General features: G+C 71.0%; 23 protein-coding genes and 1 pseudogene. 8 read left to right on the forward strand and 16 right to left on the reverse strand.

Annotated features, from left to right (window positions below; all coding sequences use genetic code 11):
- Positions 1–122: 122 nt before the first annotated feature.
- The 5 genes from ACXAHD_RS10600 to ACXAHD_RS10620 form a co-directional block, all read right to left on the reverse strand.
- A complete protein-coding gene (locus ACXAHD_RS10600) occupies positions 123–584 on the reverse strand; it encodes a flavin reductase family protein (RefSeq protein WP_475050152.1) in 462 nt (153 codons plus the stop codon).
- A 128-nt stretch (positions 585–712) separates the two neighbouring features.
- The gene (locus ACXAHD_RS10605; protein WP_281551612.1) at positions 713–1,198 is read right to left on the reverse strand and encodes an acyl-CoA thioesterase; all 486 of its coding nucleotides are present in this window, start codon (positions 1,196–1,198) and stop codon (positions 713–715) included.
- A gap of 3 nt (positions 1,199–1,201) precedes the next feature.
- Positions 1,202–7,048, reverse strand: coding sequence for a type I polyketide synthase (locus ACXAHD_RS10610; protein WP_289211308.1), 5,847 nt, complete (start codon positions 7,046–7,048; stop codon positions 1,202–1,204).
- A gap of 13 nt (positions 7,049–7,061) precedes the next feature.
- Positions 7,062–8,057: an enediyne biosynthesis protein gene (locus ACXAHD_RS10615; RefSeq protein WP_281551610.1), complete on the reverse strand. Its 996-nt coding sequence runs from the start codon at positions 8,055–8,057 to the stop codon at positions 7,062–7,064.
- Complete coding sequence (locus ACXAHD_RS10620; protein ID WP_475050155.1) at positions 8,054–9,961, reverse strand: CRTAC1 family protein; 1,908 nt, start codon at positions 9,959–9,961, stop codon at positions 8,054–8,056. Before ACXAHD_RS10620 ends, ACXAHD_RS10615 begins: the two co-directional genes overlap by 4 nt.
- A 520-nt stretch (positions 9,962–10,481) precedes the next feature.
- Between ACXAHD_RS10620 and ACXAHD_RS10625 the strand changes: the two genes are divergently transcribed.
- Positions 10,482–10,796, forward strand: a complete 315-nt coding sequence (locus tag ACXAHD_RS10625; RefSeq protein ID WP_281551608.1) for a hypothetical protein — start codon at positions 10,482–10,484, stop codon at positions 10,794–10,796.
- Between the two features lie 209 nt (positions 10,797–11,005).
- A complete protein-coding gene (locus tag ACXAHD_RS10630) occupies positions 11,006–12,559 on the forward strand; it encodes an NAD(P)-binding domain-containing protein (RefSeq protein ID WP_281551607.1) in 1,554 nt (517 codons plus the stop codon).
- A 29-nt stretch (positions 12,560–12,588) separates the two neighbouring features.
- On the opposite strand, the gene ACXAHD_RS10635 is transcribed toward ACXAHD_RS10630, so the two are convergent.
- The 3 genes and pseudogenes from ACXAHD_RS10635 to ACXAHD_RS10645 all read right to left on the reverse strand — a co-directional run bounded on the left by ACXAHD_RS10635 (position 12,589) and on the right by ACXAHD_RS10645 (position 15,535).
- Positions 12,589–13,188, reverse strand: a complete 600-nt coding sequence (locus tag ACXAHD_RS10635; RefSeq protein WP_281555703.1) for a nitroreductase family protein — start codon at positions 13,186–13,188, stop codon at positions 12,589–12,591.
- 149 nt (positions 13,189–13,337) lie between these two features.
- Positions 13,338–14,362: pseudogene (locus ACXAHD_RS10640) on the reverse strand (carboxylate-amine ligase).
- 57 nt (positions 14,363–14,419) lie between these two features.
- The gene (locus ACXAHD_RS10645) at positions 14,420–15,535 is read right to left on the reverse strand and encodes a M20/M25/M40 family metallo-hydrolase (RefSeq protein WP_475050100.1); all 1,116 of its coding nucleotides are present in this window, start codon (positions 15,533–15,535) and stop codon (positions 14,420–14,422) included.
- Between the two features lie 244 nt (positions 15,536–15,779).
- On the opposite strand from ACXAHD_RS10645, the gene ACXAHD_RS10650 reads away from it, so the two are divergent.
- The gene (locus ACXAHD_RS10650) at positions 15,780–16,325 is read left to right on the forward strand and encodes a carboxymuconolactone decarboxylase family protein (RefSeq protein WP_475050102.1); all 546 of its coding nucleotides are present in this window, start codon (positions 15,780–15,782) and stop codon (positions 16,323–16,325) included.
- Between the two features lie 41 nt (positions 16,326–16,366).
- Here the strand turns inward: ACXAHD_RS10650 and ACXAHD_RS10655 are convergent, their stop codons facing one another.
- Positions 16,367–17,272: a hypothetical protein gene (locus tag ACXAHD_RS10655; RefSeq protein ID WP_281551602.1), complete on the reverse strand. Its 906-nt coding sequence runs from the start codon at positions 17,270–17,272 to the stop codon at positions 16,367–16,369.
- 46 nt (positions 17,273–17,318) lie between these two features.
- Here ACXAHD_RS10655 and ACXAHD_RS10660 point away from each other — a divergent pair, with 46 nt between their 5' ends.
- From ACXAHD_RS10660 to ACXAHD_RS10675, 4 genes are all read left to right on the forward strand, one after another.
- Positions 17,319–17,450: a hypothetical protein gene (locus ACXAHD_RS10660; protein ID WP_475050105.1), complete on the forward strand. Its 132-nt coding sequence runs from the start codon at positions 17,319–17,321 to the stop codon at positions 17,448–17,450.
- A 3-nt stretch (positions 17,451–17,453) separates the two neighbouring features.
- On the forward strand, positions 17,454–18,299 hold the full coding sequence (locus ACXAHD_RS10665; RefSeq protein ID WP_281551601.1) for a maleylpyruvate isomerase mycothiol-dependent enzyme family protein: 846 nt from the start codon (positions 17,454–17,456) through the stop codon (positions 18,297–18,299).
- A gap of 154 nt (positions 18,300–18,453) precedes the next feature.
- Entirely contained in the window at positions 18,454–19,713 is a 1,260-nt protein-coding gene (locus ACXAHD_RS10670) for an extracellular solute-binding protein (protein WP_281551600.1), read from the forward strand.
- Between the two features lie 36 nt (positions 19,714–19,749).
- Positions 19,750–20,118, forward strand: coding sequence for a hypothetical protein (locus tag ACXAHD_RS10675; RefSeq protein ID WP_281551599.1), 369 nt, complete (start codon positions 19,750–19,752; stop codon positions 20,116–20,118).
- A 12-nt stretch (positions 20,119–20,130) separates the two neighbouring features.
- Here ACXAHD_RS10675 and ACXAHD_RS10680 read toward each other — a convergent pair whose 3' ends face one another.
- Positions 20,131–20,814: a DsbA family oxidoreductase gene (locus ACXAHD_RS10680; RefSeq protein ID WP_281551598.1), complete on the reverse strand. Its 684-nt coding sequence runs from the start codon at positions 20,812–20,814 to the stop codon at positions 20,131–20,133.
- Between the two features lie 345 nt (positions 20,815–21,159).
- On the opposite strand from ACXAHD_RS10680, the gene ACXAHD_RS10685 reads away from it, so the two are divergent.
- Positions 21,160–21,861 (forward strand): helix-turn-helix transcriptional regulator, encoded by a 702-nt coding sequence (locus ACXAHD_RS10685; protein WP_123603638.1) that lies wholly within the window; start codon positions 21,160–21,162, stop codon positions 21,859–21,861.
- A 79-nt stretch (positions 21,862–21,940) separates the two neighbouring features.
- Here the strand turns inward: ACXAHD_RS10685 and ACXAHD_RS10690 are convergent, their stop codons facing one another.
- The 6 genes from ACXAHD_RS10690 to ACXAHD_RS10715 form a co-directional block, all read right to left on the reverse strand.
- Positions 21,941–22,279 carry a hypothetical protein gene (locus ACXAHD_RS10690; protein ID WP_281551597.1) on the reverse strand — a complete coding sequence of 113 codons (339 nt, stop codon included), beginning with the start codon at positions 22,277–22,279 and terminating at the stop codon, positions 21,941–21,943.
- Positions 22,280–22,381: 102 nt separating this feature from the next.
- Complete coding sequence (locus tag ACXAHD_RS10695) at positions 22,382–22,894, reverse strand: hypothetical protein (RefSeq protein ID WP_289211305.1); 513 nt, start codon at positions 22,892–22,894, stop codon at positions 22,382–22,384.
- Positions 22,895–23,000: 106 nt separating this feature from the next.
- Complete coding sequence (locus ACXAHD_RS10700; protein ID WP_289211304.1) at positions 23,001–23,954, reverse strand: hypothetical protein; 954 nt, start codon at positions 23,952–23,954, stop codon at positions 23,001–23,003.
- Positions 23,951–24,337 carry a hypothetical protein gene (locus tag ACXAHD_RS10705; RefSeq protein ID WP_289211303.1) on the reverse strand — a complete coding sequence of 129 codons (387 nt, stop codon included), beginning with the start codon at positions 24,335–24,337 and terminating at the stop codon, positions 23,951–23,953. The genes ACXAHD_RS10700 and ACXAHD_RS10705 overlap by 4 nt, the downstream gene beginning before the upstream one ends.
- Positions 24,338–24,381: 44 nt before the next feature.
- Positions 24,382–25,248 carry a hypothetical protein gene (locus ACXAHD_RS10710; RefSeq protein WP_475050112.1) on the reverse strand — a complete coding sequence of 289 codons (867 nt, stop codon included), beginning with the start codon at positions 25,246–25,248 and terminating at the stop codon, positions 24,382–24,384.
- A 162-nt stretch (positions 25,249–25,410) separates the two neighbouring features.
- A complete protein-coding gene (locus tag ACXAHD_RS10715; RefSeq protein ID WP_475050114.1) occupies positions 25,411–26,412 on the reverse strand; it encodes a hypothetical protein in 1,002 nt (333 codons plus the stop codon).
- Positions 26,413–26,424 lie beyond the last annotated feature (12 nt).

Genomic DNA, 26,424 nt, shown 5'->3' on the forward strand with positions numbered 1-26,424 from the left:
TCGAGATGGCCCATGGGTCGTCTGAGGGGATGGGAGAGTGCTGAGGGACGATGATACCCCCACAAAGAGCCCTCGGACACCCCCGCACGCCCCCCCCCCCCCCGGTCGGGTGGCGGGTCGGGTCAGCCTCGGCCGGCGACCTCGACGAACCGGCCACCGTGGAACAGCAACGCGTCGTGGCCGTCACCGCGGCCGGTGCCCAGCACCGAGCCGAGGAAGATGGAGTGGTCGCCGCCGTCGTAGACGGCGGCCAGCTTGCACTCCACCCAGGCCAGGCTGCCGGAGATGATCGGTGCGCCGGTGTGCCGCCCCGCCCAGTGGTCGACCGTCTCGAACTCCCGCTCGTCGCGCGGCCGCGACGAGCTGGCGAAGTAGCGGGCCAGCCCTTCCTGGTCGGCACCCAGGATCGACACCGCGAAGGTGCCCTGGGCCAGGACCGTCGCGTGCAGCACCGCGGTGCGCTTGACGCACACCAGCACCAACGCCGGCTCCAGCGATACCGAGGAGAACGCGTTCGCGGTCATCCCGTGCGGCAGGTCGGTCCCGGACGTCACCAGGGTGACGCCGGTGGCGAACATCCCCATCACGGTGCGCAGCTCGGCGTGGTCACCCTTGCCCGTACCGTTGGATCCGGCCGCCCCGACCGTACCGTTGGATCCGGCGGATCCGGCCGTTGCGACGCCCGGCACGGTCTGCTTGTCGGTAGCCACGGTCAGCCCTCCCTGACGTCTTCGAGCACCCGGCGCTGCCCGTTGCCGTTACCGTTGCCGCCGGTGACGGCGTAGTGCGACAGCGCGATCCGCAGCGGATCCGGCACCCGGGCCGGGCGGGTGTCGGTGTTCGGCCCGCGCATGCACGCGATCCGCTGCCGGCCGCGGGCGACCAGCTCCTCGAAGCCGTCGCGCAGCCGGACGTAGTCGAACGCGAAGCCGATCTGGGTCTGGGTCAGGTCCTCCAACCGCATCCGGATCGACAGCTCGTCGAAGGCGCTGATCTCGGCAAAGAACTCACACTCGCACTTGAGGGTGAACAGCTTGAGATCGTCCCGGATGTCGGCCAGCACCTCCGGCGCGCGGTCCCGCAGGAACATCTCCCGGCACCGGCCCTGCCAGCGCAGATAGTTGACGTAGTAGACGTTGCCCACCAGGTTGGTCTCCTCGAAACCCACCAGGTGCCGGTACTCGTAGTAGGACTCCATGACTCACCTGCCTCCGTCGGCGGACATCGCGAAGACCACCGGGTCGTCGACGCCCTGCAGCGCGGTGGTGAAGGTGGCGATCCGGGTGGTTCCGGATCGCAACGCCACCCAGCCGGCCGGTGCGTTCGGCTCGGCGGCCAGGTCGACCCGCGCGTGGCCGTTCTTGCGCAGACACTCGACGGCGCCCCACACCCGGGTCGCCGACACCGACAACTCCTCGCCGTGTTCCCGGGCGACCAGCCTGGCCAGCGCCAGGTTCTCCGCGCCGAGCAGATCGGCCCACTCCTCGTCGGAGCGGCCGGCGGCCACCTCGACGTCGCAGCCGACCGCCGCCGGTCCGGTGACCGCCACGGTCACCCCGGCGCCGTGCGACGCCGAGATCTGCGGCCCGCCGGTGACCTCCGGTTTGCCGTCCGGCCGGTAGCGCACCTGCGCGTCGCCGCCCAGCGCCCAGCTGACCGCCTTGCGGGTCTGCTCCCGCCGGTCGGCCACCTCGGTAGCTTGCGGGTCGTCCGGGCGGACCACCACCCGCAGGTCGGTCGGCAGGAACGCGCCGACCCGTCGCTCCAAGTAGGGCCCGACCAGCGCCGGGAGCCACGGACCGGAACCGTCCAGCTTGCGTACGGCGTGCAGCCGCAGCCCCACCCACCGTTCGACGAGGTTGCCGTCCGGGTCACAGACGTCCACGTCGTACAGGTATGTGTCGCCCTCCCGGGACCGTTCCAGCGCGTGGATGGTGACGCTGTCCAGGGTGGCGGCGACCTTCGCGTCGGCCAGGTGCAGCCGTTCGATCGCCCCCGGCAGCAGCGTGGCGTCCGGGACGCAGCACTGCAGGGCGTGCATCACCGTGTCCCGGGTGCCGGGGTCGCCGAGCACCAGCTCGCCCGGCCGGAACCGGGCGAACCATGGCGCCACCGACCGGTTCGACACCCGCGCCACGCAGCTGGTGGCGGCCAGATCCAGATAGCCCTGCAGCCGCTGGAACCGCGACCCCTGGAACAGCACCGGCCCGTACAGCTCACTGGCCGGGTCGATGGGCAGCAGCTCGGTGGCCGCGGTCGCCGGCCGTACCTCGGGCCGGGCCGGCAGGTCGTAGCGCAGCCTGGCCCGGAAATGATCGGCCGCGAACCCGGTGTCGCTGCTGCGGACCACTGCGTCGACGGCACCGTCCGGCGCGGCGAGCACCGCGATCCGGATGGTGTTGCTGCCGTCCGGCGGGACCACGATCGGCCGGAGCAGTTCGACGTTCTCCAGCACCGGCGTCTCGATCCGCCCGGTCAGCGCCCGCGCCGCCTGGGCCATCGCCTCCATGCCGAGCACCGCCGGCAGCAGCAGGTCCCCGTCGAGCAGGTGGTCCGGCAGGTAGAGGTCGTCGTCGGCGGTCAGGTCGGCGTCGACGATGAGCTCGACGCCCGGGTAGTGAACCTGGGGCCGGTCGACGAAGCGCAGCAGCGGCAGCTCCCGCCGCTCCATGGTGACCGTCGGCAGCCCGTCGGAGCGGCTCATCACCACCATCGCCTGCGGCGCGGACGGGCTGGCCAGCACCTCCTTGAGGATCGCGATGCCGTCCTCGACCGGGATCGGGGAGATGCCGTCGCGGGTCAGCGACTCCAGCACCCCGAGCCGTTCACCCATCCCGGCACCCGACCACACCGACCATTCCAGGGCGAGGCAGCGGATGTGCGGGTGGTCCTCGCCGACCTTGCGGGTCAGGTCGGTCATCCAGTCGTTGGCGGTGGCGTAGTGCGCCTCGCCGCGCAGCCCGGCCCGGCCGATGATGCTGCCGAAGGTGATCAGCAGCCGCAGCGCCTGCGGGTCGGTCGCGGCGAGCACCGCGTCCAGGCCGTCGATCTTCGGAGCCAGGGTACGGCGGAAAGCGGCCTCGTCGAGCGCGGCCACCGGTGTCGGCTCGTTGCGTCCGGCTCCGTGCAGCACCCCGGTGACCTGGCCGAGCGCCTGCTCGACGGCGTTCACCGCCGCCTTCACCTGGTCCACTGCGGTGATGTCGGCCCGGGCGTAGTGGAACCGGACACCGGCGGCCCGCAACCGGTCAAGGTTGGCGGCCAGTTCGGCGTCGTCGGCCGGGTCGGAGCGGCCGAGCAGGCCGACGGCGGTGCCGGTGTCCCGGCCCAGCGCCAAGGCGCACTCGGCGGTGATGCCCTTGCCGCCGCCGGTGACCAGCAGCACGTCGTCCGGGCCGATCCCGGCACCGCCGTTGGGTGGCAGCTGGATCGGCCGCAGCACCGGTTCATACCGCTCACCGGCGGCGTCGTAGTGCACCTCGCTGAACCCGGTCGTCGCACCGACGTCGGCGACGAGCCGGCGCACCAACTCGTCGCGCCCCTCGGCGCGGTCCGCCGGATCGTCGTCGACCGTCGGGTACTCCGGCAACGGCAGCAGCACCACCGTGGTGTCGATATCCGGATGCTCCTGGTGCAGCGTCTTGGCCAGACCGGCGGCGGACCGCCGGTCACCGACCGCGACGAACCGGACCGGCCCGCCGGCGGACAGCGCCGCGCGGGCGGCCCGCAGCAGCACCGGGACATGCTCCGGCTGGCCGTCGCGGGGCAGACAGAGCAGCACTCCGTCGCCCACCCCGGCCGTGCCCAGCGCTGCCGCCAGTGGCTCGGCGAGCGGGTTGTGACCGGCGGTGAAGACCTGCCAGTCGCCGTCGACACCCGACCCGGCGAACGGGGCGACCCCGGTGGGCACCAGGTCCACGGCGAACGCCCGGACCCAGGGAGCCACACCGGCGACGACCGGCTCCGCGTCGTCGCCGGCCGGTGCGGCACCGGCGGCGTCGTCGAGGATCTGCGCGATCTCGGCGACCGTAGCGGTGGCGTAGCTGGAGGTCAGCGTCGGCGCCGGTACGTCGAGTTCGCGGGCCGCCTGGTTGACGATCTGCCCGACGGTGATCGAGCTCAGATGCAGCTCGTCGAGGGGCCGGCTGTCCGGGCGTACCGCATCCAGCGGCAGCTCGGCCCGTTCGGCGGCGAGCCGACGGAGCACCTCGAGACTGTCCGCACCGGAGCGCCCCGCCGCCTGGTCCCGGGAGCTGTTCGCGGATCCCGCGGCGTGATCGGCCGGCTGGGCTCCGGCCTGCCGGGCGACGGCGAAGTCGCCGGCCGGGGCCGACTCGGCCGGGCTGGCGAGGAAGCGCAGCGGCCGACCGGGTTCCAGCGGTCGGGTGAACCGGCCCTGAAACAACGCATCGTGGTCGATCACCGCGCCCAGCGCGTACGCGGCCCCGACGGCGTTGAGCAGCCCGGACAGCGACAAGCTGTCGGTCTCCAGCGAGATCGTCGGCACGTCCGGGGCGATCTCGCCGGCCAGGCCGCGCAGGATCCGACCCGGACCGATCTCCAGCAGCAGGTCACTGGTCTCGGCGAGCCGGCTCACCGCCTGGGTGAACCGCACCGGGTCGAGCACCTGCCGGCGCAGCAGGTCGACGACGTCGGTGTCGGCCGGCAGCGGCTCACCGGTGACGGTGGAGACCATCGACCTGGCCAGCGGGGTGAACGACTGACCGGCCAGGTGTTCACCGAACGCCACCGCGGCCGGGGCGACCGCCTCGGAGTGGAAGGCGTGCGACACGGCGATCCGGGTCCAGAACAGGCCCTGCCGTTCGGCTCGGGCACCGACCTGCTCGACTGCGGCGACTGGGCCGGAGACCACGGTCTGCTGCGGGCTGTTGTAGCCGGCGATCACCACCGCCGTACCGGCGAGCAGCGGCTGCACCACCTCGGGCGCGGCGGAGATGCTGGCCATGGTGCCGTCACCGGCGCTGGCGTCGGCCATGATCCGGCCTCGGGCGGCGGCCGTGGCCAGTAGCGTCGGCTCATCCATCGCCCCGGCCCAGTGCAGCGCGGTCAGTTCACCGAGGCTGTGCCCGGCGGCACCGGTGGCCTCGATGCCCACCATGGACAGCACCCGCAGACCGGCGACAGATCCGGTGACGATCCGTGGCTGGGCGACCGCCGTGGCCACCAGGTCGGCACCGGCCGGTGGCTGGTACGTCCGGTACAGCGTGTCGACGTCGGCGAACCGGCGACGCAGTGCGCCACCGTCGGCCCGCCGCCCGGCACCCTGCCCGGGGAACAGGTACCCGATGCGCGGGTTGCCGCCAGCGGCGCCGAGGAACACGCCGTCGGCGGCGTCGATGACCGTACGCTCACCGGCGGCGACCGCCTCCGCCAGCCGGCTGAGCCGGCCGGCGGCCTGTTCCGGGGAGCCGGCGACCACCGCGGCCCGGACCGGCTGGCCGGCCAACTGCCCGGCCAGCGCGGCGGCCAGGTCGCCGAGTTCGGCGTAGGACAGCCGGGCCACCCACGGGGCCAGCCCGGCGAGTCGTTCGCCGAGCTCCTGCGGGGTCCGGGCGTCGAACAGCAGCAGCTCGGTGTCCTGCCGGGACCGCACCAGCGCCGTGGTCGCGGTCCCGACCCGGGTCCGCCGGCTGGTCTCGGCGGTCTCCACCACCACGTGGGCGTTGATCCCACCGAAGCCCATCGACGAGACCGCGGCCCGGATCGGCTTGTCCGCCGGCCACAGCTCGGCGGCGGCCGGCACCCGCAGCGCGGGCTGCTCGACGTCCAGCTCCGGGTGGGTCTCGACGTGCCCGGTGGCCGGCGGGATCACCTGTTGGCGGACCGCCAGGATCGCCTTGAGCAGGCCGGCCACCCCGGCGGCGGCCTTGGTGTGGCCGAAGTTGCCCTTGACCGTACTGATCGCGGCCGGCTCGCCGTCCGGGGCCGCCTCTCGGCGGGCCTCGGTGAACGCGCGCAGCTCGGTGGCGTCACCGACGGCCGTCCCGGTGCCGTGTCCCTCCAGGTAGGCGACCGAGTCGATGCCGAAGCCGGCCCGCTGGTACGCCCGACGGATCGCCAGTCGGTGGCCGCTGGCCTCCGGCCGGGTGATGCCGCCCTTGCCGTCGGAGGAGTAGCCCCAGCCGGCGATGACCGCGTGCCGACGCAGACCCCGGGCGACGGCGTCCTCGTCGCGCATCAGCACCAGCATGCCGCAGCCCTCACCGGGCCAGAAGCCGTTGGAGTTGCGGTCGTACACCCGCATCTCGGCGGTGGCCAGCGCGCCGGTCTTAGCGAAGCCGATCACCTCGAACGGGTCGATGCTCAGGTCCACCCCGCCGGCGACCGCCGCGTCCAGCTCGCCGTTGCTCAGCGCGTTGCAGGCGGTGGCGACCGACAGCAGCGACGACGAGCAGGCACCGTCGACGGTGTACCCGCCGCCCTTGAAGTCGAAGTGGTTGCAAATCCGCCCGGCGATGGTGTTGGCCAGCCCACCGGCGAGGGTGTCCTCGTCGATCGGCGGGAACGGCGCCTTGTAGCGCGGCTCCAGATCGTCCAGGAAGGCGGTCACCGCGGTGTCGTCCCAGCCCTGCTCGCGCAGGGCCGCGCCGACCGTGCGCCGGACGTACGGCCAGCGCAGCCGCAGCAGGTTCGCCCGGCTGAACTCACCGGTCAGGGTATTGCCGATGACCACGCCGGTGCTGGCCGCCGGCAGCCCTTCACCGTCGGCGAAGCCGGCGTCGGCCAGGGCCCGGGCGACGGTGTCCAGGGCCAGCCAGTGGGTCATGTCGGTGGACCGGAAGGTGCTGCCGGCGATCCGGTACTTGACCCGGTCGAATTCGAACCCCTCCAGCACCGCCGCCTTGGCCGAGTAGAACCGGTCCGGCGCGGCCGGGTCGGGGGAGTAGTAGTCCTCGTGGTTCATCCGCTCGTCCGGCAGCCGGCGGAAGGCCCGGCGGCCGGTGAGCACGTTCTCCCACAGTTGGTTGGGGGAGTCGGCGTCGGGATACCGGCAGGCGATCCCGACCACCGCGATACGGTCACTCATCAGATACCTTTCCTCACGCCGTCGCGCCGGCCACCGGCGCGGGGGCGGGTGCCACCGCCGCCTGCTGCTGGGCGCGCTTACGCAGGTGAACCATCCACCAGTAGATGCCGCGGGCGCCGCAGACCACGACGACGGCGAAGAACAGCGTGTAGACGACGTTGAACAGCATCAGTACGCCGTAGACCATGGCCACCGACGACCCGAACATGAACTGGTGGATCGGCTTGACCGGGGTGGTCCCCGGGTCGGTGATCATGTAGTTGGTGAACAGCACGAACGCCACCCCGGCCATCACGCCGAGCGCCGAGAACAGTGCCACGTCCCAGATCCAGTGCCGCAGCAGCGCCTGGATGGCGAAGCCGCCCAGCCAGCCGACGATCAACGCCACCTTGCGGGTCAGCATGGCGTTGATCACCGTACCGGCGGTGACGATGATGATCGGGATCATGATCCGGAAGAAGGTGTTGGCACCCTCGGTGAACTGGTACGGCGGGGCGATCGAGATCCACGAGCCGAAGCAGACCAGGGCCACGGTGATGCCCAGGTTGGACGGGTTCATGTAGTGCCGCATCCGGCCGTACACCGGGGCCTGGAAGACGTACTTGCCGGTGACCCCGACGATCACCGCGAACGCGATCGGCAGGAACATGTCGTTGGCGTACAGCAGCATGTTGCAGGCCAGCGCGGTGATGTGGGCGGGCAGCAGGAACTCGTACATGCCGCGTCCGCCGCGCCCGGTGTACCGGGGTGCCCGCTGCTGCATCCGGGCGCTGAAGGTCTCGAAGACCAGCTCGGTGGCGTAGCCCACCAGCACCGCCAGGATCGGCCACAGCCACGGCTGCTCGAAGCCCAGGACGGTGTACCCGAGGATGTTGAACACGGTCATCGAGATGGCGAAGTTGCGCAGCGCCAGGTAGCGGCGGTCCGGCTCCTTCGCCGCCGGCGCGGGTGGACCGGCGGGGGCCGTCGTCGTGCCGACGGTCTGTTGGCGTTCGGCGGTCGTGGTCATCGGTTCGGAACCTCCTGGACACGGTCGGTCAGCACGAGGGTGTGCGTGCCGGCCGACAGCTGCTGAGTGGTGCTGTGCAGATCGCCGTCGAGGTCACGCCAGCGCAGGTCGACGGTGACCGGGCCGGTGGCGTCTCCGAGTCCGAGGTGGACATCGAAGCTGCGTTTGCCGCCGTGGCCACTGCCGCCGTCGAGCTGGGAGACCTGCCGGCGTCCGTCTGCGGTGGTGACCGTGACGGTGGCGCCGTAGGCCGGCGTACCGGGCAGGTCGGCGTCGGTGCCGTCCAGCGTCGGCCGGTACAGCCGCAGGTTGAGGTAGTCGCCGAGGTCCGGTGCCTCGTTGGTGTAGAACGCCGGGGCGGCCCACTGCCGGGCTACGGCCAGGTCGAGCGCGCCGGTCGCCCGGGTGTCGGCGGTGGCGATGCCGCGGGTCGGGATCGGCACGTCCAGGCCGAGCTGCTCGGTGATGTTGGTGAACTCGCCGCTGTCGGTCCGGGCGAAGAAGGCGAGCGGCTGGTCACCGGCGATGTCGTCGCCGGGCTGCATGTTCGGCCACATCGCCGGGTTGGAGAGCAGGTTGTCGTTGGACATCGCCATCTCCTGCAGCCACGGCCACCGGTCGATGTCGCCCTTGACGAAGCCGAGCGTCTGCACGACCTCCAGGTCACCGTCGTTGCGGAAGTCGGCGAACTTCACGTCCCAGCCCCAGCCGCTCCAGGCCAGGCCGAGCGGCCGGGCCTGCTGGATGAACGGCGCAGTACCGGCGGAGAGACTCTGCAGGGCCTCCTCCTCGGAGCCGGCCTGGTTCACCCAGACGAAGTTGCTCTCCTCCAACCCCCAGGCGGTGGTGATGTTGGAGACCACCATGTCGAAGCTGCCGTTCGCGTCCAGGTCGCCGAAGTCGACGCCCATCCCCTTGAACGAGTCCTTGCCCAGCTGGAACGACTTCGGCGTACCGTGGCTGCGCTCGCCGTACACCGCCTCGAACTTGATCTGACCGGGCCGGGAGACGTTGTGCAGCAGGGCGTCGAAGGTGAAGTCGTTCGCGACGTACATGTCCGGCAGGCCGCGACCGGTCAGGTCAGCGGAGCTCAGCGCCAGGGTCCAGCCGGTGCTCTTGGCGAACGGGACCGCACCGCGCTCCGGCACGAAGGTCACCGACGGCGTCTCGCCGGCGGTCGCCGCGTGCCAGCGCAGCACCTGCAGCCCGCCGCCGTTGGTCGCGGTGGAGAGCGAGTCGTTCATCTCGACGTTGTCCTGGCCGTCCGGGGCGAGCACATCGGACTCGGGGAAGTAGTTGCCAATCACCACGTCCGGCTTGCCGTCACCGTCGAAGTCGTTGACCGTGGCCGCGTTGGTGTGCCACTTCGGCCCGTGGTAGCGGCCGTCCGGCGAGTCCTGCGGCAGGATCTCCTGCCGGTGGTACGCGTCGTTGGCGGGCAGCTCGGTTCCGGCCTTGCGCAGGAACAGGATCGGCACCCGGCCCCAGTAGGTCACCATGATGTCCATCCGGCCGTCCAGGTTGTAGTCACCCGGCACGCAGCCCATCGGCGCCATCGTGTGGTCGATCGGCAGCGGCGCCGGGTCGAGCAGGAACGGCTCGAACCGGTCGGCGGCCGGTGCGGTCGGCGCGTAGGTGACCACCACCTCGTTGGTCCGCACGTCGACGAAGCACAAGCTGTTGGCCACCCCGTGGCCGGTCAGGTCGTTGACGGCGATGCTCGCGCCCACCGAGGAGATCCAGGACCGGATCTTGTGGTACGACTCGTTGACCTCACGGATGTTCCGTTTAGGTAGTTGGTCGTAACCTTCCGGATAGTCGATCTCAAGCTCGGTGAACCGGTACTTTTGGGCAACCTCGTCAGCGCCGGCCACCGACACGCGAGCATCGATGATGAAGAACATCACGACGAGAAGTAAGATCGCCGTTATCCCGGGGCTGATCGAGCGCAGGCGTTGACCCAGCACGGTCTGGTCTCCTTACTGCGGGAACCATCGGCTGTTGTCCAGGCCGACGGAGTTGACAGGGCGGACATCGTTGCCGCAACGCCGATCCGATGAATTTCCGGGAATGGCGTGCGGTGAACGGGAGCTCTCGCAGCTCCCGGCTCGCCGGGGGATCCTCCTGAAGCCGAGGGTGGGTGGAGATGGGGAGGCCGCGCGGCACGGTCGGCCACCGGGATCATCGTCCGACGGCCGTACGGTGCAGCGCTTCTTTCACATTGCCTCCGGTGATTCGCTGCATTCTGGGATCTGTCACAATCCGTCGCCGATCCGATCGGCTGGAAAGACGGCAATATTGCGAAACCCTCGGCGACAGGAGCTGGCTAGCCTGAGTGAGGTGTCGCATGACGCGTCATCCGGACACCGTGCACCGTCGTATTTCGGTCGGCTGTCCGGCTCACCGCGCAGAGAAGGAGCCGTCGTGTCTGTCGAGGGATTCTGGAAGGTTGCCGTGGCCACCCCGCTTGGTACCCGGCACACCGTGCTCGAACTGTTCACCAAGGACGGTGTGCTGCAGGGGATCTCCCGTGGGGAGAAGGAGGAACTGGTACTGCAGGACCTGCAGGTGGCCGACGACCGGCTGTCCTGGTTCCAGTCGATCACCAAGCCGATCCGGATGAATCTGGTGTTCGACGTCGTGGTCGACGGTGACGAGATGTCCGGCACCGCGAAGGGCGGCCCGATGCCGCCGGCGAAGGTCAGCGGCCGGCGCGAGCCGGCGACCCAGGCGGCCTGACCTCGGCCGCTGCGGCGATCCCGGGTGCCCGGCCTGTCCACCACGGCCGGGTTTCCGGGTGCCCCGGGACGTCCACCACGGCACGGAGATCGGATTGCCGACCGGGTCGCGCAACCGCCCCTCGGTCGGTCGTCGATGATCCGTATGACCGATTGACCTATGCGCATTTATCATAAAAAGTCATGGATATTCCGACCGGGGAGAGATCCATGACCGACGTGCCGCCCGCGACCACCCACCACCGGTATCTGATCGTCGGCGCCGGCCCGGCCGGGCTACAGCTCAGCTACTACCTGCAGCAGGCCGGCAGCGACTACCTCACACTGGAGCGATCCGATGGTCCCGGGGAGTTCTTCCGGCGGTTCCCTAGACACCGCGGCCTGATCTCGCTGAACAAGGTGCACACCGTCAGCGCCGACCCGGAGATCCGACTCCGCTGGGACTGGAACTCGCTGCTGCACGAGCCGTTCGAACTGCCCTTCTCCGACTACAGCCGGGAGTACTACCCGAGCGCCGACGACCTGGTCCGCTACCTGGCCGACTTCGCCCGGCACCACCGGCTGGCGATCCGGTACGGCGTCGGCGTCGAGCGGGTCGAGAAGACCGAGGACGGCTTCGTGGTGTCCGCCGGTGACCAGACCTACAGCTGCGAGTGCCTGGTCGTGGCCACCGGCTGGGGCCGGCCGAACATCCCCGACGTAACCGGTATCGAACACGCGGTCGGCTACGAGGCGATGAGCACCGACCCGGCGGACTACGCCGGCCACCGGGTGCTGATCCTCGGCAAGGGCAACTCGGCGTTCGAAACGGCCTCGGCGATCCTCGGCCACGCATCCATGGTGCACCTGGCCAGCCCTCGGCCGATGCGGCTGGCCTGGAACACCAAACACCCCGGGGACGTACGCGGCCATCACGGCGCGGTGCTGGACAGCTACCAGTTCAAGACGCTGCACTCGGTACTGGACTGCGTGGTCGACGAGATCCGCCCGGTCGGCGACCGCTACGAGGTGCACCTCACCTACACCCACGCCGACGGCGAGACCGCGGTGATGGAGTACGAGTCGGTGCTGCGCTGCACCGGCTTCGCCATGGACACCTCGATCTTCGGTGCCAGCGCCAGTCCGAAGCTGGTCCCCAGCGGCCGGATGCCGGCCACCGACCCGGACTGGCAGTCGGTCGACGTCGACGGCCTCTACTTCGCCGGCACCGTGGCCCAGGACCGCGACTTCAAGAAGGCGTCCTCGGCATTCATCGACGGGTTCCGGTACAACCTGCGGACCCTGACCGCGCTGCTGCGCGAGCGGTACGAGGCTGCGCCGCTGGGCTTCGACAAGGTCTCCGCCGACCCGGACTCGTTGACCCGGGCGGTGCTGGACCGGGTCAACTGGAGCTCGGCGCTGTGGACCCAGTTCGAGTTCCTGGTCGACGCCCTGGTCGTCGACCAGGCAACCGGTCACGTCCGGCACTACCACGACCTGCCGGAGGACTACGCGGTACGCCGATTCGGCAGCGAGAGCCACTACTACACGTTCGGGCTGCGCTGGGGGCGGGACGACTACCCGGACGTCTTCTCGATCGAACGTCACCCGCAGCCCGACCGGGCGTCCGAGAGCGCCTTCATCCACCCGGTGGTGCGCCGCTACCGGGGCGGCGAACTCGTCGAGGAGCTGCACCTGCTGGAGGACCTGCTGGCCGAGTGGCGTCGACCGGACCGGCACATCCAGCCGCTGACCCGGTTCTTCACCGCCGACCTGCACCGCTGACCCTCCGGGAAACCTGGTACCACTGCCGCCTACCGGCGGACCAGGACCTCAGACAGCGGCTTGCGGGTCAGCTGCGGCACGGTCACCCCGGCCGCCGGGTAGCCGACCGGCATCACCACGCAGGCCCGTTCCTCAGCGGGGCGTTCGCAGATCTCGTTGAGGAACTTCATCGGGCTGGGCGTGTGGGTGAGGGTGGCCAGCCCGGCCAGGTGCAGCGCGGTGATCAGCACCCCGGTGGCGATGCCGACCGACTCCTTGACGTAGTACGGTTTGGGCGAGTTGGGCCCCCGGTGCACCTCGAACACCACGATGACCACCGGGGCGGTCTCCAGGAACGGCTTCTGCCAGTCGGTGCCCATCGGCGCCACCGCCCGCAGCCACTCGGCGGACGCCCGCCGGGTGTAGAACTCCAACTCCTCCGCCTCGGCGGCCTGCCGCAGCCGGCGCTTGCGCTGCGGGTCGGTGAGCACGACAAACCGCCACGGCTGCAGGTTCGCGCCGCTGGGCGAGCAGGCCGCCGCCCGTACCGCGTCCTCGATGACCTCCAACGGCACCGGGTCGGGCGCGAAGTGCCGCACCGAGCGGCGGCTGGCCATCTGGTCGGCGAACCGGCGGGCGGTGACACCCATCGCGGCCGGGTCGAGCCGGTCGAGATGGAACGGGACCGTCGCGACGTTCTGCACGGGGACCTCCTGGACCGGTCGGGCTGTGCTTCCAGGATCACCCACCGCAGGCCACGGTGGTTGCCCTGGATTGCCGTTGTCCCGTACCTGTCGGCTCAGCTGGAGGTGCACTCGGCCAGGTAGTCGACGACGGCGGCCAGCCCGCCCGGCCGCCGCGCGGCGAGCCGCTGCCGGCGGGCGCCGGTGCCGTCGGCGAGCAGCCGGTCCACCCCGTCGACCACCATCCGGTGGGCGTGCTGGGCGTGCAGCTGCGGCTCCACCGCCGCGACCAGGTCACCGATCAGGTCGGCGGCCGGCCGGAGCCGACCGGTGCCCGGGTCCAGGCCGGCGCCGTCCAACCCGTCGCGCGCCGCCCGCCAGTACGCCACCCGCAGCAGCTCGTCCGGTACGTCGGGCGCGGGCACCCCCTGCTCGACCAGCGCCGACAGTCGGGTCACCAGGGCGCGGACCACGGCCGCGTACAGCGCGGTCTCCTCGACGGTGAGCGCGGCGTCGGCGACTGGGCCGCCGAGTCGAACTTCGGCGGCGGACCGGCCACCGGCCAGCGCGGCCAGGTCATCGTCCGCCAACTGGCGTAGCCGGAGTCCCGGTTGTCCCAGAACGGCGAGTTCGCCGTGAGGGTCAGCAGGACCGGCAGGTACGGCCGCAGATGGTTGCCGACCTGCACCGCCCGCTCCCGGTCAGGCATCTCCACGTGCACATGCAACGCGCAGATGGCCAGGTCGTCGTGCAGGCCGCGGAACGTCTCGACGCCCCGGTCCTGCCGTGGACCGGTGGTGATCGGCGGCGGCACCGGCCCGGCGACGGCGGCCGAACCGGTGGCCACCAGCCGCAGTCCGCGCTCCCGGGCGCACCCGCCGGCGACCTTGCGGGCCTCGGCCAGCTGAGCCGCCAGCTCGGTGGGCCCGACGCACGGTTCAGTGCGGGTCTCCACCTGCAGCGGGGTGATCTCCCCGGCCACCCGACCGGGCAGCCGGGACGTGGCGCCGGCGACGACCTCGGCGGCGCGCGGCACCGGGGCCCGGCTGCCCGCGTCAACGACGAGGAACTCCTCTTCCACCCCGAACCGGGGGGCGTTGTACCGGGAGGCGATGTCCGGCTGTCGGCTGGTCGGACTCATTGCGGCAGCGACCTCCACGGCTGGCTCGACGTCGGCCGCGGTCCGGCCGTCCGGAGCCTAACCGGTGGGCGCGTGGTCCCGTGACGTCGATAGTGCACTAAGCCGACGATCGTCCATAATGTCAATGATCATCGCAGCCAGCAATGCCGTCCTGTCCGACATCTGTGACAGGTCCGCCCATTCGCTACGGGCGTGCGACCCGCCGCCGACCACCCCCAGGCCGTCCAAGGTGGGTATGCCCATCGACCCGGTGAAGTTCGCGTCGGACGCGCCCGGTGCGCGTACCCCGACCAACGGTGGCAGCCCCATCCGCTGCCCGACCCGCTGGGCCACCTCCAGCAGCGGCACCGCCACCGACTCGGGCAGCGGGTACCGGTTCACCCCGCCGTCGACGTCGAGCGTGGCGTCGGCCAGCCGCGTCGGCAACGTCCGGATCATCCGGTCCACCCGGTGCAGTTCATCGCGGGTCCAGGCCCGTACGTCGACACTGAACTCGGCCGTCTCCGGCACCTGGTTGGTCATGACGCCGCCGTGCAGCACGGTAGGTGTGACCGTGGTGCCGTCGGCGGCCAACGACCGTACCGCCAGCACCTGATGGGCCAGCTCGACCGCCGCGTTCACCCCGCGGTGCGGCTCCACGCCGGCGTGCGCCGACCGGCCATGGACGGTGATCCGGTAGACCGAGCCGCCCTTGCGGGCCACCTTCAGCCCACCGTCCTCACTGCTCGGTTCGCCGACCAGCACCACCCCGGACCGGCCGGCCTGCTGCTCGATCAGCGGCCGGGAGGTCGGCGACCCGCTCTCCTCGTCGCAGGTCAGCAGCAGGCCGACCCGGGACGGGTCGGGCAGCAGCGCCAGCGCGCCGAGCAGCTGCACGATCCCGCCCTTCATGTCGCACACCCCCGGCCCGGTGGCGATCGGGCCGGACACGGTGAACGGCCAGTCGGTGACGGTGCCCGCCGGCCAGACCGTGTCGTAGTGGCCGAGCAGCAACACCTGCTGATCGGCCGCCGGCCAGAGCAGGTGTGGCAGCCCGTCGCGGACGATCCGCCGGGCCGGTCGGCCAAAGACCTCCCTGCCCCAGGCATCGAGCAGGTCGGCGCAGTCGTTCAGCAGCCGGACCGCGCCCGGCGGGGACTCGGCGGCCACCAGTGTGCCGAGTCGCCGTACCATCTCCGTCGCCTGGCCCCCCGCAGCGCGCCGGAGCTTGTCCAAGTCAGCAATGCGGCGATCGTGGCACCGGCTCTGAGCCAGCAGCAATCCGCTAGCGTGCCCACCTCATCGCTGTGCGTGTTGATCCTGGGTGGTGCGACCGACCGGGCACTTTAGAAGAACCGCGCCGGCCGGCGGCCCGGCATCATCCCTGTGGGACCGGGCCGCCGACCGGCGGCGGCCGACCGCCGCAGGAGGGCGCCGGATGGCATACATCGATCTTGGTCTGGACGAGACGGAGCACCCGGGGATCACCGGCCTGTTCCGGTACCGGCCGGAGACCGCCGCGCCGCTCGGCGCGCTCGCCGATGTGCTGCTGCACGCGCCGCACCCGACGCTGAGTCCGGGGGAGCGCGAGCTGATCGCCGCGTACGTGTATGAGCGCAACGAGTGCTCGTTCTGCTCCGCGTCGCATTCGGCGTTCGCCGCCGAGCAACTCGACGGTGGAATGCCGATGGTGCAGGCGGTCCAGGTGGACGTCGACGGCGCCGCGATCACGCCGAAGCTGCGCGCCCTGCTGAAGATCGCCGGCGCCGTCGCCCGGTCCGGCCGGCAGGTCGACGCCGCGCTGGTCGACGCCGCCCGAGTGGCCGGCGCCACCGACCTGGAAGTCCACGACACGGTGCTGATCGCGGCGGCGTTCTGCATGTTCAACCGCTACGTGGACGGACTCGGTACGGTGCTGCCGGCCGACCCGGGCGTCTACGCCGAGCGGGCGCAGCAGGTGGCCGCCAACGGATACGGCGGTTGACCCTGCGCACACGTCACCCGGTCACTGCGGCCGTCGGCAGGTCAGCGGCTGTTGTACGGCATGGTGGGGAACCAGCCGTAGTCGAACATCGCCGGCAGCCGCACGTCCCAGTAGACGACCATGAAGACACCGAGCGCGATCAGCAGCCCGCCGGTGACTGCGGCGGTCCGGGCCGGGTCGGCGGCCAGCCAGCGGATCAGCCCGCCCCGGGTGACCATGACGAGCAGCGCGAACACCGCCGAGACAATGACGATGTTGCCCAGCGACTGCAGGATGAACGCGCCGGCGCCGTACAGCGGGTTGCCGCTGTCCACCGCCCAGACGAACAGCTTGTTGAACAGCGGGTACGGCCGGCCGATCAGGAAGCCGCCGACAAGCGCACCGAGGGTGACCACCCGGGCCACCGGGCGGCGGGCGAACGGATCCGGCAGTACGCCGATCGCGGCGAGCCCGAGGTAGGCGAAGGCCAGCCCGATCAGCCCGAACACCACCATGGACTGAATCAGGCGTACCGGCAGCCCGCCGACCGAGCCGGTCGACAGCTGCGGCAGCCGGTCGCCGAGCAGCACCCCGATGAAGCCGTACGCCCCGGCGACGGCGACCATGCCGAGGGTGAGCCAGCCGATCGGCCGCAGCAGGCTGCGCAGCCCGGCGCGGGTCGCCGCGCCGCCGCTGGCCTGGCTCATCGGACCGATCGACGCGGCCATCGCCACGTTACAGGCGGTGAAGGTGCCGGCTAGCCCGGTCACGAACGCGAACACCAGGCCGGCGCCGGTGCCGCCGATCGCGGTCGCCTTGGCGTCGTGGCCGAGCAGTGCGTTCGCGACATTGTCACCGATCACGTGGTCGACGAAGTCGTACGACCAGAGCACCGCGAGCAGCACTCCGGCTGCGGCGCCGAGCAGCACGATCCGGGTCCGGGAGACCGGGGCCGGATAGCCGGACACCGGTGGGATGATCTGGGGCTGTGGAGACCCACTCCTGGAGATGGTCATGCGCCGATCATTTGTGCGGCGGGAGCTGCTGTCCTCTCAGATCTTGCCCCGCTCGGTGCCGTTCGACGCGGATGACGCCCAAGACGGCAATCCGCGACAACTCCGCGACACCGGCAACGGCCAGGATTGAGCTATGCCGGTCACCTCGGACCAGTGGCGGTCCGCCGCCACCTCCGCTCCAGACGTGCTACGACGGCTGCTCACCCTGGTGGACGGCGTGCCCGCCGCCCACCCGGTGACGGCCCACTGGAGCCTCGCCGACACCATGGCCCATCTGGCCACCATCACCGCGATGGACATCGCGCTGGTCACCGGCGGTGTCCCGAACCTGCCGGTGCCGGAGATCAACGAGCTGCGGGCGACGACGACGGTCGACACCGTCGCCGAGATGAACCGGCGGGTGCTGGCACAGTTCACCGAGCGCGACGTGCCGGCGTTGTCGGCCCGGTTGCGCGCCGACGTCGCGGAGCTGACCCGGCTGGCCGACGCGGCCGACCCGGATCACGAGGTGAGCTGGCTCGGCGCCGCCCAGCTGCCGGTCGCCGGTCTCTACTCCCATCTGCTCAACGAGATGAACATCCACGCCTGGGACATCGCCCGGTCGGTCGGCGGACGCTGGCACACCGACCCGCACCAGGCGGCGCTGTTCGTCGACGTCTTCCTGGCTGGCGTCACGCGCTGCGGCTACGGCCGGCTGCTCGACCACGACCGGCCGGTCCGCACCGGGCGGATCTCGGTGACCTTCCACCCGCGTACCGGTGGCCCGACCACCCTGGCGCTGGTCGACGGCCGGGTGCTGCTGGAGCCGGTCGACCCGAGGCCGGACGTACGACTGCGCTACGACCCGGCGACGTTCAACCTGATGCTGTTCGGCCGGGTGGGCCGGCTGCGGGCGGCGCTCGCCCGCAAGGTGGCGGTCGGCGGTCGGCGGCCGTGGCTGCTGCCCACATTCATGTCGACGATGCGACTGCCGTCCTGACGTGCATCCCGTCTCGACGCGTATCCGTCGTGGTCACCCTGACCGCGCTGGGTAACAGCCTTGACGCAGAAGCGTAGTGTGACGTACACAACCATCGCTGTTCGTCGATCGTGGTGGGAGTCACCGTGATCGGCGGCGGAGGGAGCGTACGCCCATGTCCGACCCGGCGCCGTACAACCGGCGCTCATTCCTCAGCGGAGTGATCGCCACCGGGACCCTGGCCGCGGTCGCCACCTACGCCGCCCCCGGCGGCCGACTGCAATCGCGCGTCGAGCTGCGACTGTCCACAGGCGGAGACCCGACCGGCGCCCGAGACCTGCTGGTGAGCATGTGGAACGAGACAAACCCGCAGACCATCGTACGGGTCGACCCGATCGACAGCGGCTCCGGCGACGAACGCCGGATCATGCTGGAGAAGGCCGCCGCCGGTGAGGCCGACCTGCTCAACCTCGACATCGTCGACGTGCCCGAGTTCGCCACCAACGGTCTGATCGAGAAGATCCCGCCGACCGGCGGGCGGCAACTCATCACCCCCCTCGACCAGGTCAGCCGGGTGCCCGACGAACCCGGCGTGTACTGGGCCGCGCCGTTCAACACCGACGTCGGCATGCTGTTCACCCGGCTCGACGGCGACTCCACCGAGGCGCCGCCCCGCCGGCTGCCCGACCTGCTCGCCACGATCCCGGACGGGTCGCAGCAGTTCGTCGGCCAGCTGCGCCCCAACGTATCGGCGTTCTACGAGGCGTTCGTGGTCAACGTCCTGGAACACGCCGTTGCCGAGCGACCCGCCGTACTGAAACCACCGGGAACGCCCGGTGTCGAACGGCCCGCCGACCGGATCTCCACCGACCTTGAACTGTGGAAGGCCGCGCTGAAGCCGTTGAAGGACGCGATCGACGCTGGAAAGGTGCTGACATCCGGTGGCGAGCCCGAGTCACTCGAGGCGTTCGGCGCGGCCGACTCCACGATCCGGTACCTGCGCAGCTGGCCGGTCGAGTACCGCAAGCTGCAACTGGCCGGCAACCGGGACGTGGCAACCGGACGGATCCGGGTCGACCCGCTCAGCCAGGGCATCCTCGGCGGCCAGAGCCTGGCCGTCGTCGCCGGTTCGCGCTACGTCGACCGCGCCCTGGCGTTCATCTCGTTCGCCACCAGCGAAGGTGCGCAGAAGATCCTCGCCTCGCACGGCATCGCGCCGACCGCGATCGGCGCGTACAACGACCCGAACCTGCGGGCCTCGATCCCGCACCTGGTCAGAGTGCGCGAGGCGGTGGAGAACTCGCTGCCCCGGCCGGTGCACCCGGGTTACCGACGGTTCTCCGACGTGGTCAAGGAGCATGTCGAACGGTTTCTCTACGAGGACCAGGACCTGTCGCCACAGTTCACCACGGAGATGGCCAGTGCGCTGGCCTGACCCCGGGGCCGGCGGCACGGTCCGGAGAGGTACGTCGTGCAGATAGAACCATGGCACGTCCCGCTGCTGGTGATGGCGGGCATCATCGTGCTCGAACTTCTCGCCGTCCTGGTGCTCCGCGACGCCGGACCGGCGGTACGGCAGTTCCTGCGCACCGCCGGCCTCGGCACGCTCGCCCTGGTGCTGCTGGTCGTCGTCGTGGTCAGCATCGGCCCGTCGCTGGCCGACCAGCTGGCCAGCGTCGCCGCCGCGATCGCCGGTATCGCCGCGCTGTGGCTGACCTACCGGTCACACCGGCCGTCGGCCGCGCCGCCGGCGGTGGCCGAGCAGGCCCGCACGGCGGAGCCCGGCGGCGGCCAACGATCCGCCGGGGAGGACGGCCGCGACCGTCAACAGGCGAGCTGACCCGCCCGTGGGCTACACCGCCGCGCTGTGGGCGGTGCGCAGCGCGGACGCGAACGTCTCGACCGGCTGTGCCCCGGAGACCCCCCACCGGTCGTTCAGCACGAAGAACGGCACTCCGGTGGCACCCAGCCGGCGGGCGGCCCGGGCGTCCGCGTCAACCTCGGCGGCGTACCCGTCGCCGAGGACCACCTGCTCGGCGTCGGCCCGGTCCAGGCCGACCTCGACGGCGAGCCCGACCAGGGTCTGCGGGTCGTCCAGCACCGCGCCTTCGGCAAGGTGCGCCCGCATCAGCCGCTCGTGCAGCGGCCCGCCGAGCCCGTTCGCCGAGGCGAACTGGTTCAACCGGTGCGCGTCGAAGGTGTTCACCGAGACCGCGCGGTCCAGTGCGTAGGTCAGGCCCTCGGCGACGGCCAACTCGCTGACCCGCTGGGTCATCGCCCGGACCTGGGCCGGTGACCCGCCGGTCCGGCGGGCCAGCATCTCGGGCACCGGCAGCGGCTCACCGTGCGTGGGGTCCAGCTGGAAGCTGCGCCAACGCACCTGCACCCGGTCGGCGTACGGGAACTGCTCCAACGCGGTGTGCAGCCGTCGCTTCCCGATGTAGCACCAGGGGCAGATCACGTCGGACCACACGTCGATCCGGACCAGGGGGGTGGCGGCGGCGTCGGCCCGGTCGCCGGTCGTTGAGGTCGTCATCGTCACCTTCCAGGCCCGGGTTGGTCCCGCCGAGGGTAACCGGGTGCCGCGTCGCCGCCGGGGCAACGTGCGAGACACCCTCGTCGGTGACACCCTTCGGGACACATTTCCGGGGTACTGCCCAGTAACAGGTGGAGCGGCCGGCGCTCGGCTGACACGATGACGGCGCATCAGGTGGGTACGCACCGACCAACTGGGCCATGCGCAGCGAGTTGTTTTTCAACTACAGTGCGCGATAACCGGGCCTGAAGTGGGAACAACCGGGCCCAAGCAAGCAACAACCGGGTCGAAGCAAGCAGAAAATGGACTGCCGAATGAGCAGTCGAGCCGGGCAACGTACCTTTTGTGGAGACTGCCAGCATCACCAGCGTTGCCCGTACGGAACCCGGCCTGGCAGCCGGCGCCGACCCCGACCTGATCGGTGGGCTCCGGCTCCGGCCCGACGCCCGGGCCCTGCAGCTCGACCGGTACGGCCGGGTGGTGCGCGTCTCGGCCGGCCTGACCCGGTGGATCGGCTGGTCGGGCGCGCAGCTCGCCGGACGCCCGTTCGAGCTGGTGCTGCACCCGGACCGGCGGGCCTGGTTCCGCCACCGGTTCAGCATCCTGCTGACCGACGCGTACCCGCACTTCGTCGGCCTGGCCGAGGTGACCACCACCGACGGCCGCCTCGCCTCCAGCCACATCACCGCCGTGGCGGTCCGCGGGACGGAGCCGCCGGCCGACTCGGTGCTGGTGCTGCTCACCCCGGAGAACCGGGTACGCCGCCCGCAGCTGACCGAGGTCGGCGCCCGGGTGCTGGAAGGGCTCGCCGGTGGCGCCTCGACCGCCGAGCTGGCCGCCAGCCTGCATTTGAGCCGCAAGGGCGTCGAGTACCACGTGACCGCGCTGCTGCGCCAGGCGCGAGTGACCAACCGGACCGCGTTGGTCGCCTGGGCGTACCACTGCGGGGTCCTGGTGCCCGGCAGCTGGCCGCCCCGGCTGGCACCCGAGGCCCGGGAGCAGGTCCGCCCGCGCGCCCGGACCTCAGCCGCCGCCCAGCACGCGTAGGCCGGCAGCGCCGACGGTCCGGCCTGGCTCAGGTGCCGGCCTGGCTCAGGTGCCGGCCTGGCTCAGGTGCCGGCCTGGCTCAGCGGCGGCCCCGGCCCGGCGGCGCCAGCGGTGAATAGCGGATCCGCGGCCCCGCAGCCTGCTTCACTGGGGTCCGCTTCGGTCTGATCCGTTCCGAGTGTGCCTGCTCCGAGTGTGCCTGGGCCGCACGGGCCTGGTCCGGGTGGCGGGCGGCCCGGTGCCGCATCAGCAACCAGACACCGAGACCGCCGAGCAAGGCCCCCATCAGGACCGCCAGCACCAGCCGCACCGTGCCGCCGAAGACGATCTGCCCGAGTGACGCGCCGACGATCCACCGGGCGATCCACGCGCCGACCGTCGACTCCGCCACCGGACTGGTGCCCGCTGCAACCGGCATGACTGCCTCCCCTGACCACGGTATCGATCCTTGGCGTTCCCGTGCAGGCCAAGCGGAAACCATGTCGGCAACTTGACGGCGGTCACACCCCTGCCGGCCGGACTATCCGGCCGTACCGTAGATGGTGTCCTTCAAGGAGCGGACCTGGGCAAACTGGTCGCGGATCAGTGCGGTGGCGGCCTGCTGCACGCGTACCGAGAATTCGTCCTCCCGGAACCGGCGCAGGCTGCCCGGCACGATCCGCACCGTCCAGTCCCGCATCCCGCGAACCTCGATCTGCACCGAACCGTCGTCGGACCGGCCTTCGGCGACGATACCGCCCCGGGCCGACTGGTAGTCGACATCGCGCGGCCCGACGGGCGGGTCCTCGCCGGACACCGGGGTGCCGAGCGCCTCGCTGACCGCCGCCCAGTACGCCTTCATCCTGCCTGCCCACAACAGCCGGCCCAGCCCGGCCAACTGCTGCTCGACGTAGCGTTCGTCAAGCCACTGGTAGCGGCCGGCGGCGAAGGCGACCCGTACGCAGTCGCGGCCGCGCAGCTCACCGGAGATCGCGCCGCCCGGCGCGACTGCCGTCACGTGCATGTTGTCGAGCCGGTCTGCCAGCAGTCCCACGAGATCCGTTCCCCCAGTCTGTGTCGTCGAAGTGGGTGTGTGGAGAGGCGTTGTGGATGGTCGAGCTAAACGGTCGAGGTGGGGCGGTCGAGGTGGGCGGTCGCCGTCAGGTCGAGTAGCCCATGAACAGCGGCCCGGTCACGTCTGACTGGGTCGCGTCGGCCAGCGCCGGCCGTTTCGCGACGAAGCTGTCCCGCTGCTGCGCCACGGCCTGGCAGCAGCTGGTTAGCGCGTGGGCGATCTTCTGCTCCTGCTCGCCGATGTAGCCGTGCAGCAGCCGGATCGCATCGCGCATCGAGTCGACGACCGCCGGCGCCGTCTCACCCTGGAACCGGACCGCCGGCGGGTCGTCGGGCACCCCGGCAGCCGCCACCTGTGACGAGGCCCCGACAGCGGTCAACCCCAGCGAGAGCCCGAAGCTGACCGGGGCGAGCGCCACACCGGCCACCGCCGCCACTGACGACACCACGGTGAAGGTCATCACCCACTCGTTCTTGCCGCAGTCGTCCATCCGGTCCAGCGCGGTGATCGTGTCGTGGGCGATCTTGTCGATGTCGTCGCGCGCCCGGACCCAGATCTCCCGCTCCGCGTCCAGCGCCGCCCTGAGGACCGCGATCCCCATGAACTGGTTGTAGACGATCGACGGGAACGGGGAGATGAAGTTGCTCTTGAACTCCATCGCGGCCCGACCCGTCCAGCTCTCGATGTGGCTCTCCGCGTCGAGCATCTCGTCGAGATCGTGGTTGGCGCGGTAGGTGCGCCCACTGACCGGATCATCCGACACCCAGCCAGACGATAGTTCCGCCAAGGACTTGTCGAGCTTGCTCCGGTGACTGTCGAACGCTGCTGGGTCGGGCATCTCGGCGAACGCCTGGAACAGCTCCGGAATGTCGCCGAACATCTGCTCGACCCGTTGGCGGGACTCCTGTTCACCGTGCCGCGGTGCCAGTTGCGGTTCACCGGCCGGGGCTGCCGGGCGCGCCCCGGACTCGGTCAGCGCCTTCAACGTCGCCTGCTGTTGGATCTCGTACGCGTGCTGCATCAGGTTGTCGAAGCTCATCCGATGTCGGCCCTCGGCTCACCGTTGACCTCCAACAACCGGGCGAACTCACTGGCCGCTTCGTAGTCGGCACGGGCGTACTCGACGGTGGCGACGCAGAGTGCGTCCGCCGTCGCCTCGATGTTGTCCGCCGTGTCGTGGCAGATCTTCGCCAGGAGGTCGTGCAGCTCGACCCATGGTTGGTACGCCGGACCGTACGGCACCCCGGGCAGATTGCCCGAGCGGACGAACGCCCCGGCGACGCCGACGGCGGCAGCCTCGAGGACGTCGCCAGCCGTCGAGTAGACCGCCGCCACGGTGGGGAGATTGTCCCGGCCGGCACGCCAGAGCCCGTACAGGTCTGCGCCTAACCTGGTGCCGCTGTTGGGCTCACTGTTCGTCACGTGATCCTCCCTCTGCCCGTCGAATGGCCGACCCTGTCAGCCGGTTAGTTGAAGGGAGCTGCCGTCGACCACCCCGGCGAACTGGGCGCGGGACCGAAGTCGCAGTAGGGGTAGCTCTCGGTCCGGGAGTCGTCGATGTTCGACGGAATGCTGTCGGTGATGAACGTCAGCTGCTCTGCCTGGTCCGGGTCGCACCGGCCGGGTCCTTTGTCGCCGTCGATGCTGCCGCCGACGATCTGGCCGGTGGTGTCCCGGAAGATGGTGCCGACGCCCCGGGTGAACAGCCCGGTGCAGTACGGCGACGCCATCCGGTAGTACACGATCCCACTATGCGACTCCGCGTCGACGATGGTGGTGCGGTCGTGTGTGGTGGTGACCCCGGCGACCTCGTCCGGCCGGTGCTCGACCCAGGTGGTGGCACCGAGCGTGGTGTCCACCTCGACCCGGTCGGCGGCGTCGGCCGCCTCGTCGACGTACACGGCGGTGCCGACGCCGGACCGGGCACCGGGCAGCAGCAACGGCACCTCCAGCAGCACCGTCCCGCCGCCGTCTCCGACCACGACGGTGTCGCCGGCGCCGTCGCGCACGTCGAAAGAGACCCGGGTGCGGTAGGCGACGTACCCGCTGGTGTTCTCGACGATCACCCCGATGCTCGCGGTCGCCGAGCCGGGTCGACGCACCGGCGGGACGATCGTCACGCCGGATTCGACGACCCGCAGCCCGCCGCCGTCTGGTGCCTCGGCGGACGGGCCGGCGGTGCCGGTGAGTGGGCCGTCGGGTGCCTCGATACAGGACGCTGCCGGGTCGGGCTCCGAGTCGGGTGAGCAGGCGGCGGTGACGGCGGCGGCCGCGATCAGGACGACGGCGAGCGCCGCCGGCACGGTTGGCCGGAGCCGGATCGATGCGGGCATGGCGCGCCTGTTCCCCACTCTTGAGCCGATGGACTGCCGCGGTTACCCCAACGTACTACATGGACACATTCCGTAGGTGGTGCAGGGAGGTTGCGGTGACTCTAGGTGAGGATGATCAGTCTGCTGAGCTCCTGTCGTCAATCCGTCACTTTCCGGTACGGCTCAGTCGGCGATCGCCTGCTGGCCCTGCCGCAGCGCGGCGGCCATCGCATCCCGGTATCCGGACAGTTCCCTACCGTGCCGGTCGACCGCAGCGTCCAGCGCCTCCTCCCACGCCAGCCGCTGTGCCTTACGCAGGCTGGTCCGGTCGGCGCACCCGGCGTCCGCGACGGCGAGCTCGATCTCCATTCTCCGGGCCACCTCGGTCGACCACGGGCCGCCCTCCGGCACCGGTCCGCCGGGCCGCTCACCGACCGGGTAGTGGAAGTACTGGGCGAAGCGCCGGGCGTCCGCCGGGTCGAGCAGCAGTGGCTGGCCTTCCTGCTGGAGACAGTCCGACCAGGCGGCCGTCGCCGAGGTCACCGTCGGATCGGCGGCGTAACCGGCGCGTGCCGCCTCGTCGATCACGGTCACCGGGCTCGGCGGCGCGGCAACCTCGCCGTACACGGCGGACCGGGCCTCGCCGACGCAGCCGCCGAGCGTCGGGTTGCCGGCGTCGTCGGTGAGCGTCTCGCCGTCTGCGGCACCGGTCAACGCCTCCTGGTAGCGACGCTCCTCAGCCGGTGACGGCCAGGTGAACCGTTCAGTGGTGGCACCGGCGTTGGTGCCGGCGTCGGCCTGGTCGGCGGTCTCGGCCGCGCGGATGCCGTACCCGTTCGTCTTTGCCTCGTCCAGCGTCGGTGGCTGCAGCGGAGGCACGACCGCCGGCCCGGGAAGCCCGGCCGGGAGCTGGGCGGGAAACCGGTCGATGCCGGCGTCGCGCAGGCACGCTTCGGTGAGCCGGCCAACGACGGCACGTACCTGCGGGTCCATCTCCAGCGCGGCGGCGAGCAGCGGATGCTGATTCGTGGCCGGATCGGCTCCGGCGGGCTGCCCGCCCGACCCGGCCGGCGGCTCGGCGACATCATCGGATGTCGACGGCCCCGGTGTGCAGGCCGCCGACATCGCCAGTACACCGACCATCGCGGCGGTGGGAAGCAGCTTGCCGAGGTGTTCGTGTTTCATGTTTCGGACCAT

Source organism: Micromonospora sp. ABR4_055 (genome assembly GCF_056160425.1).

Coding starts and splice junctions, on each gene's coding strand:
- ACXAHD_RS10710 (WP_475050112.1), bottom strand. CDS start 25,248: ATGCCCGCATCGATCCGGCTCCGGCCAACCGTGCCGGCGGCGCTCGCC.
- ACXAHD_RS10605 (WP_281551612.1), bottom strand. CDS start 1,198: ATGGAGTCCTACTACGAGTACCGGCACCTGGTGGGTTTCGAGGAGACC.
- ACXAHD_RS10635 (WP_281555703.1), bottom strand. CDS start 13,188: ATGGGTGTCACCGCCCGCCGGTTCGCCGACCAGATGGCCAGCCGCCGC.
- ACXAHD_RS10660 (WP_475050105.1), top strand. CDS start 17,319: ATGCGCCGATCATTTGTGCGGCGGGAGCTGCTGTCCTCTCAGATCTTG.
- ACXAHD_RS10620 (WP_475050155.1), bottom strand. CDS start 9,961: ATGTTCTTCATCATCGATGCTCGCGTGTCGGTGGCCGGCGCTGACGAG.
- ACXAHD_RS10600 (WP_475050152.1), bottom strand. CDS start 584: ATGGGGATGTTCGCCACCGGCGTCACCCTGGTGACGTCCGGGACCGAC.
- ACXAHD_RS10670 (WP_281551600.1), top strand. CDS start 18,454: ATGTCCGACCCGGCGCCGTACAACCGGCGCTCATTCCTCAGCGGAGTG.
- ACXAHD_RS10680 (WP_281551598.1), bottom strand. CDS start 20,814: ATGACGACCTCAACGACCGGCGACCGGGCCGACGCCGCCGCCACCCCC.
- ACXAHD_RS10650 (WP_475050102.1), top strand. CDS start 15,780: ATGGCATACATCGATCTTGGTCTGGACGAGACGGAGCACCCGGGGATC.
- ACXAHD_RS10715 (WP_475050114.1), bottom strand. CDS start 26,412: ATGAAACACGAACACCTCGGCAAGCTGCTTCCCACCGCCGCGATGGTC.
- ACXAHD_RS10665 (WP_281551601.1), top strand. CDS start 17,454: ATGCCGGTCACCTCGGACCAGTGGCGGTCCGCCGCCACCTCCGCTCCA.
- ACXAHD_RS10615 (WP_281551610.1), bottom strand. CDS start 8,057: ATGACCACGACCGCCGAACGCCAACAGACCGTCGGCACGACGACGGCC.
- ACXAHD_RS10700 (WP_289211304.1), bottom strand. CDS start 23,954: ATGAGCTTCGACAACCTGATGCAGCACGCGTACGAGATCCAACAGCAG.
- ACXAHD_RS10645 (WP_475050100.1), bottom strand. CDS start 15,535: ATGGTACGGCGACTCGGCACACTGGTGGCCGCCGAGTCCCCGCCGGGC.
- ACXAHD_RS10690 (WP_281551597.1), bottom strand. CDS start 22,279: ATGCCGGTTGCAGCGGGCACCAGTCCGGTGGCGGAGTCGACGGTCGGC.
- ACXAHD_RS10610 (WP_289211308.1), bottom strand. CDS start 7,048: ATGAGTGACCGTATCGCGGTGGTCGGGATCGCCTGCCGGTATCCCGAC.
- ACXAHD_RS10630 (WP_281551607.1), top strand. CDS start 11,006: ATGACCGACGTGCCGCCCGCGACCACCCACCACCGGTATCTGATCGTC.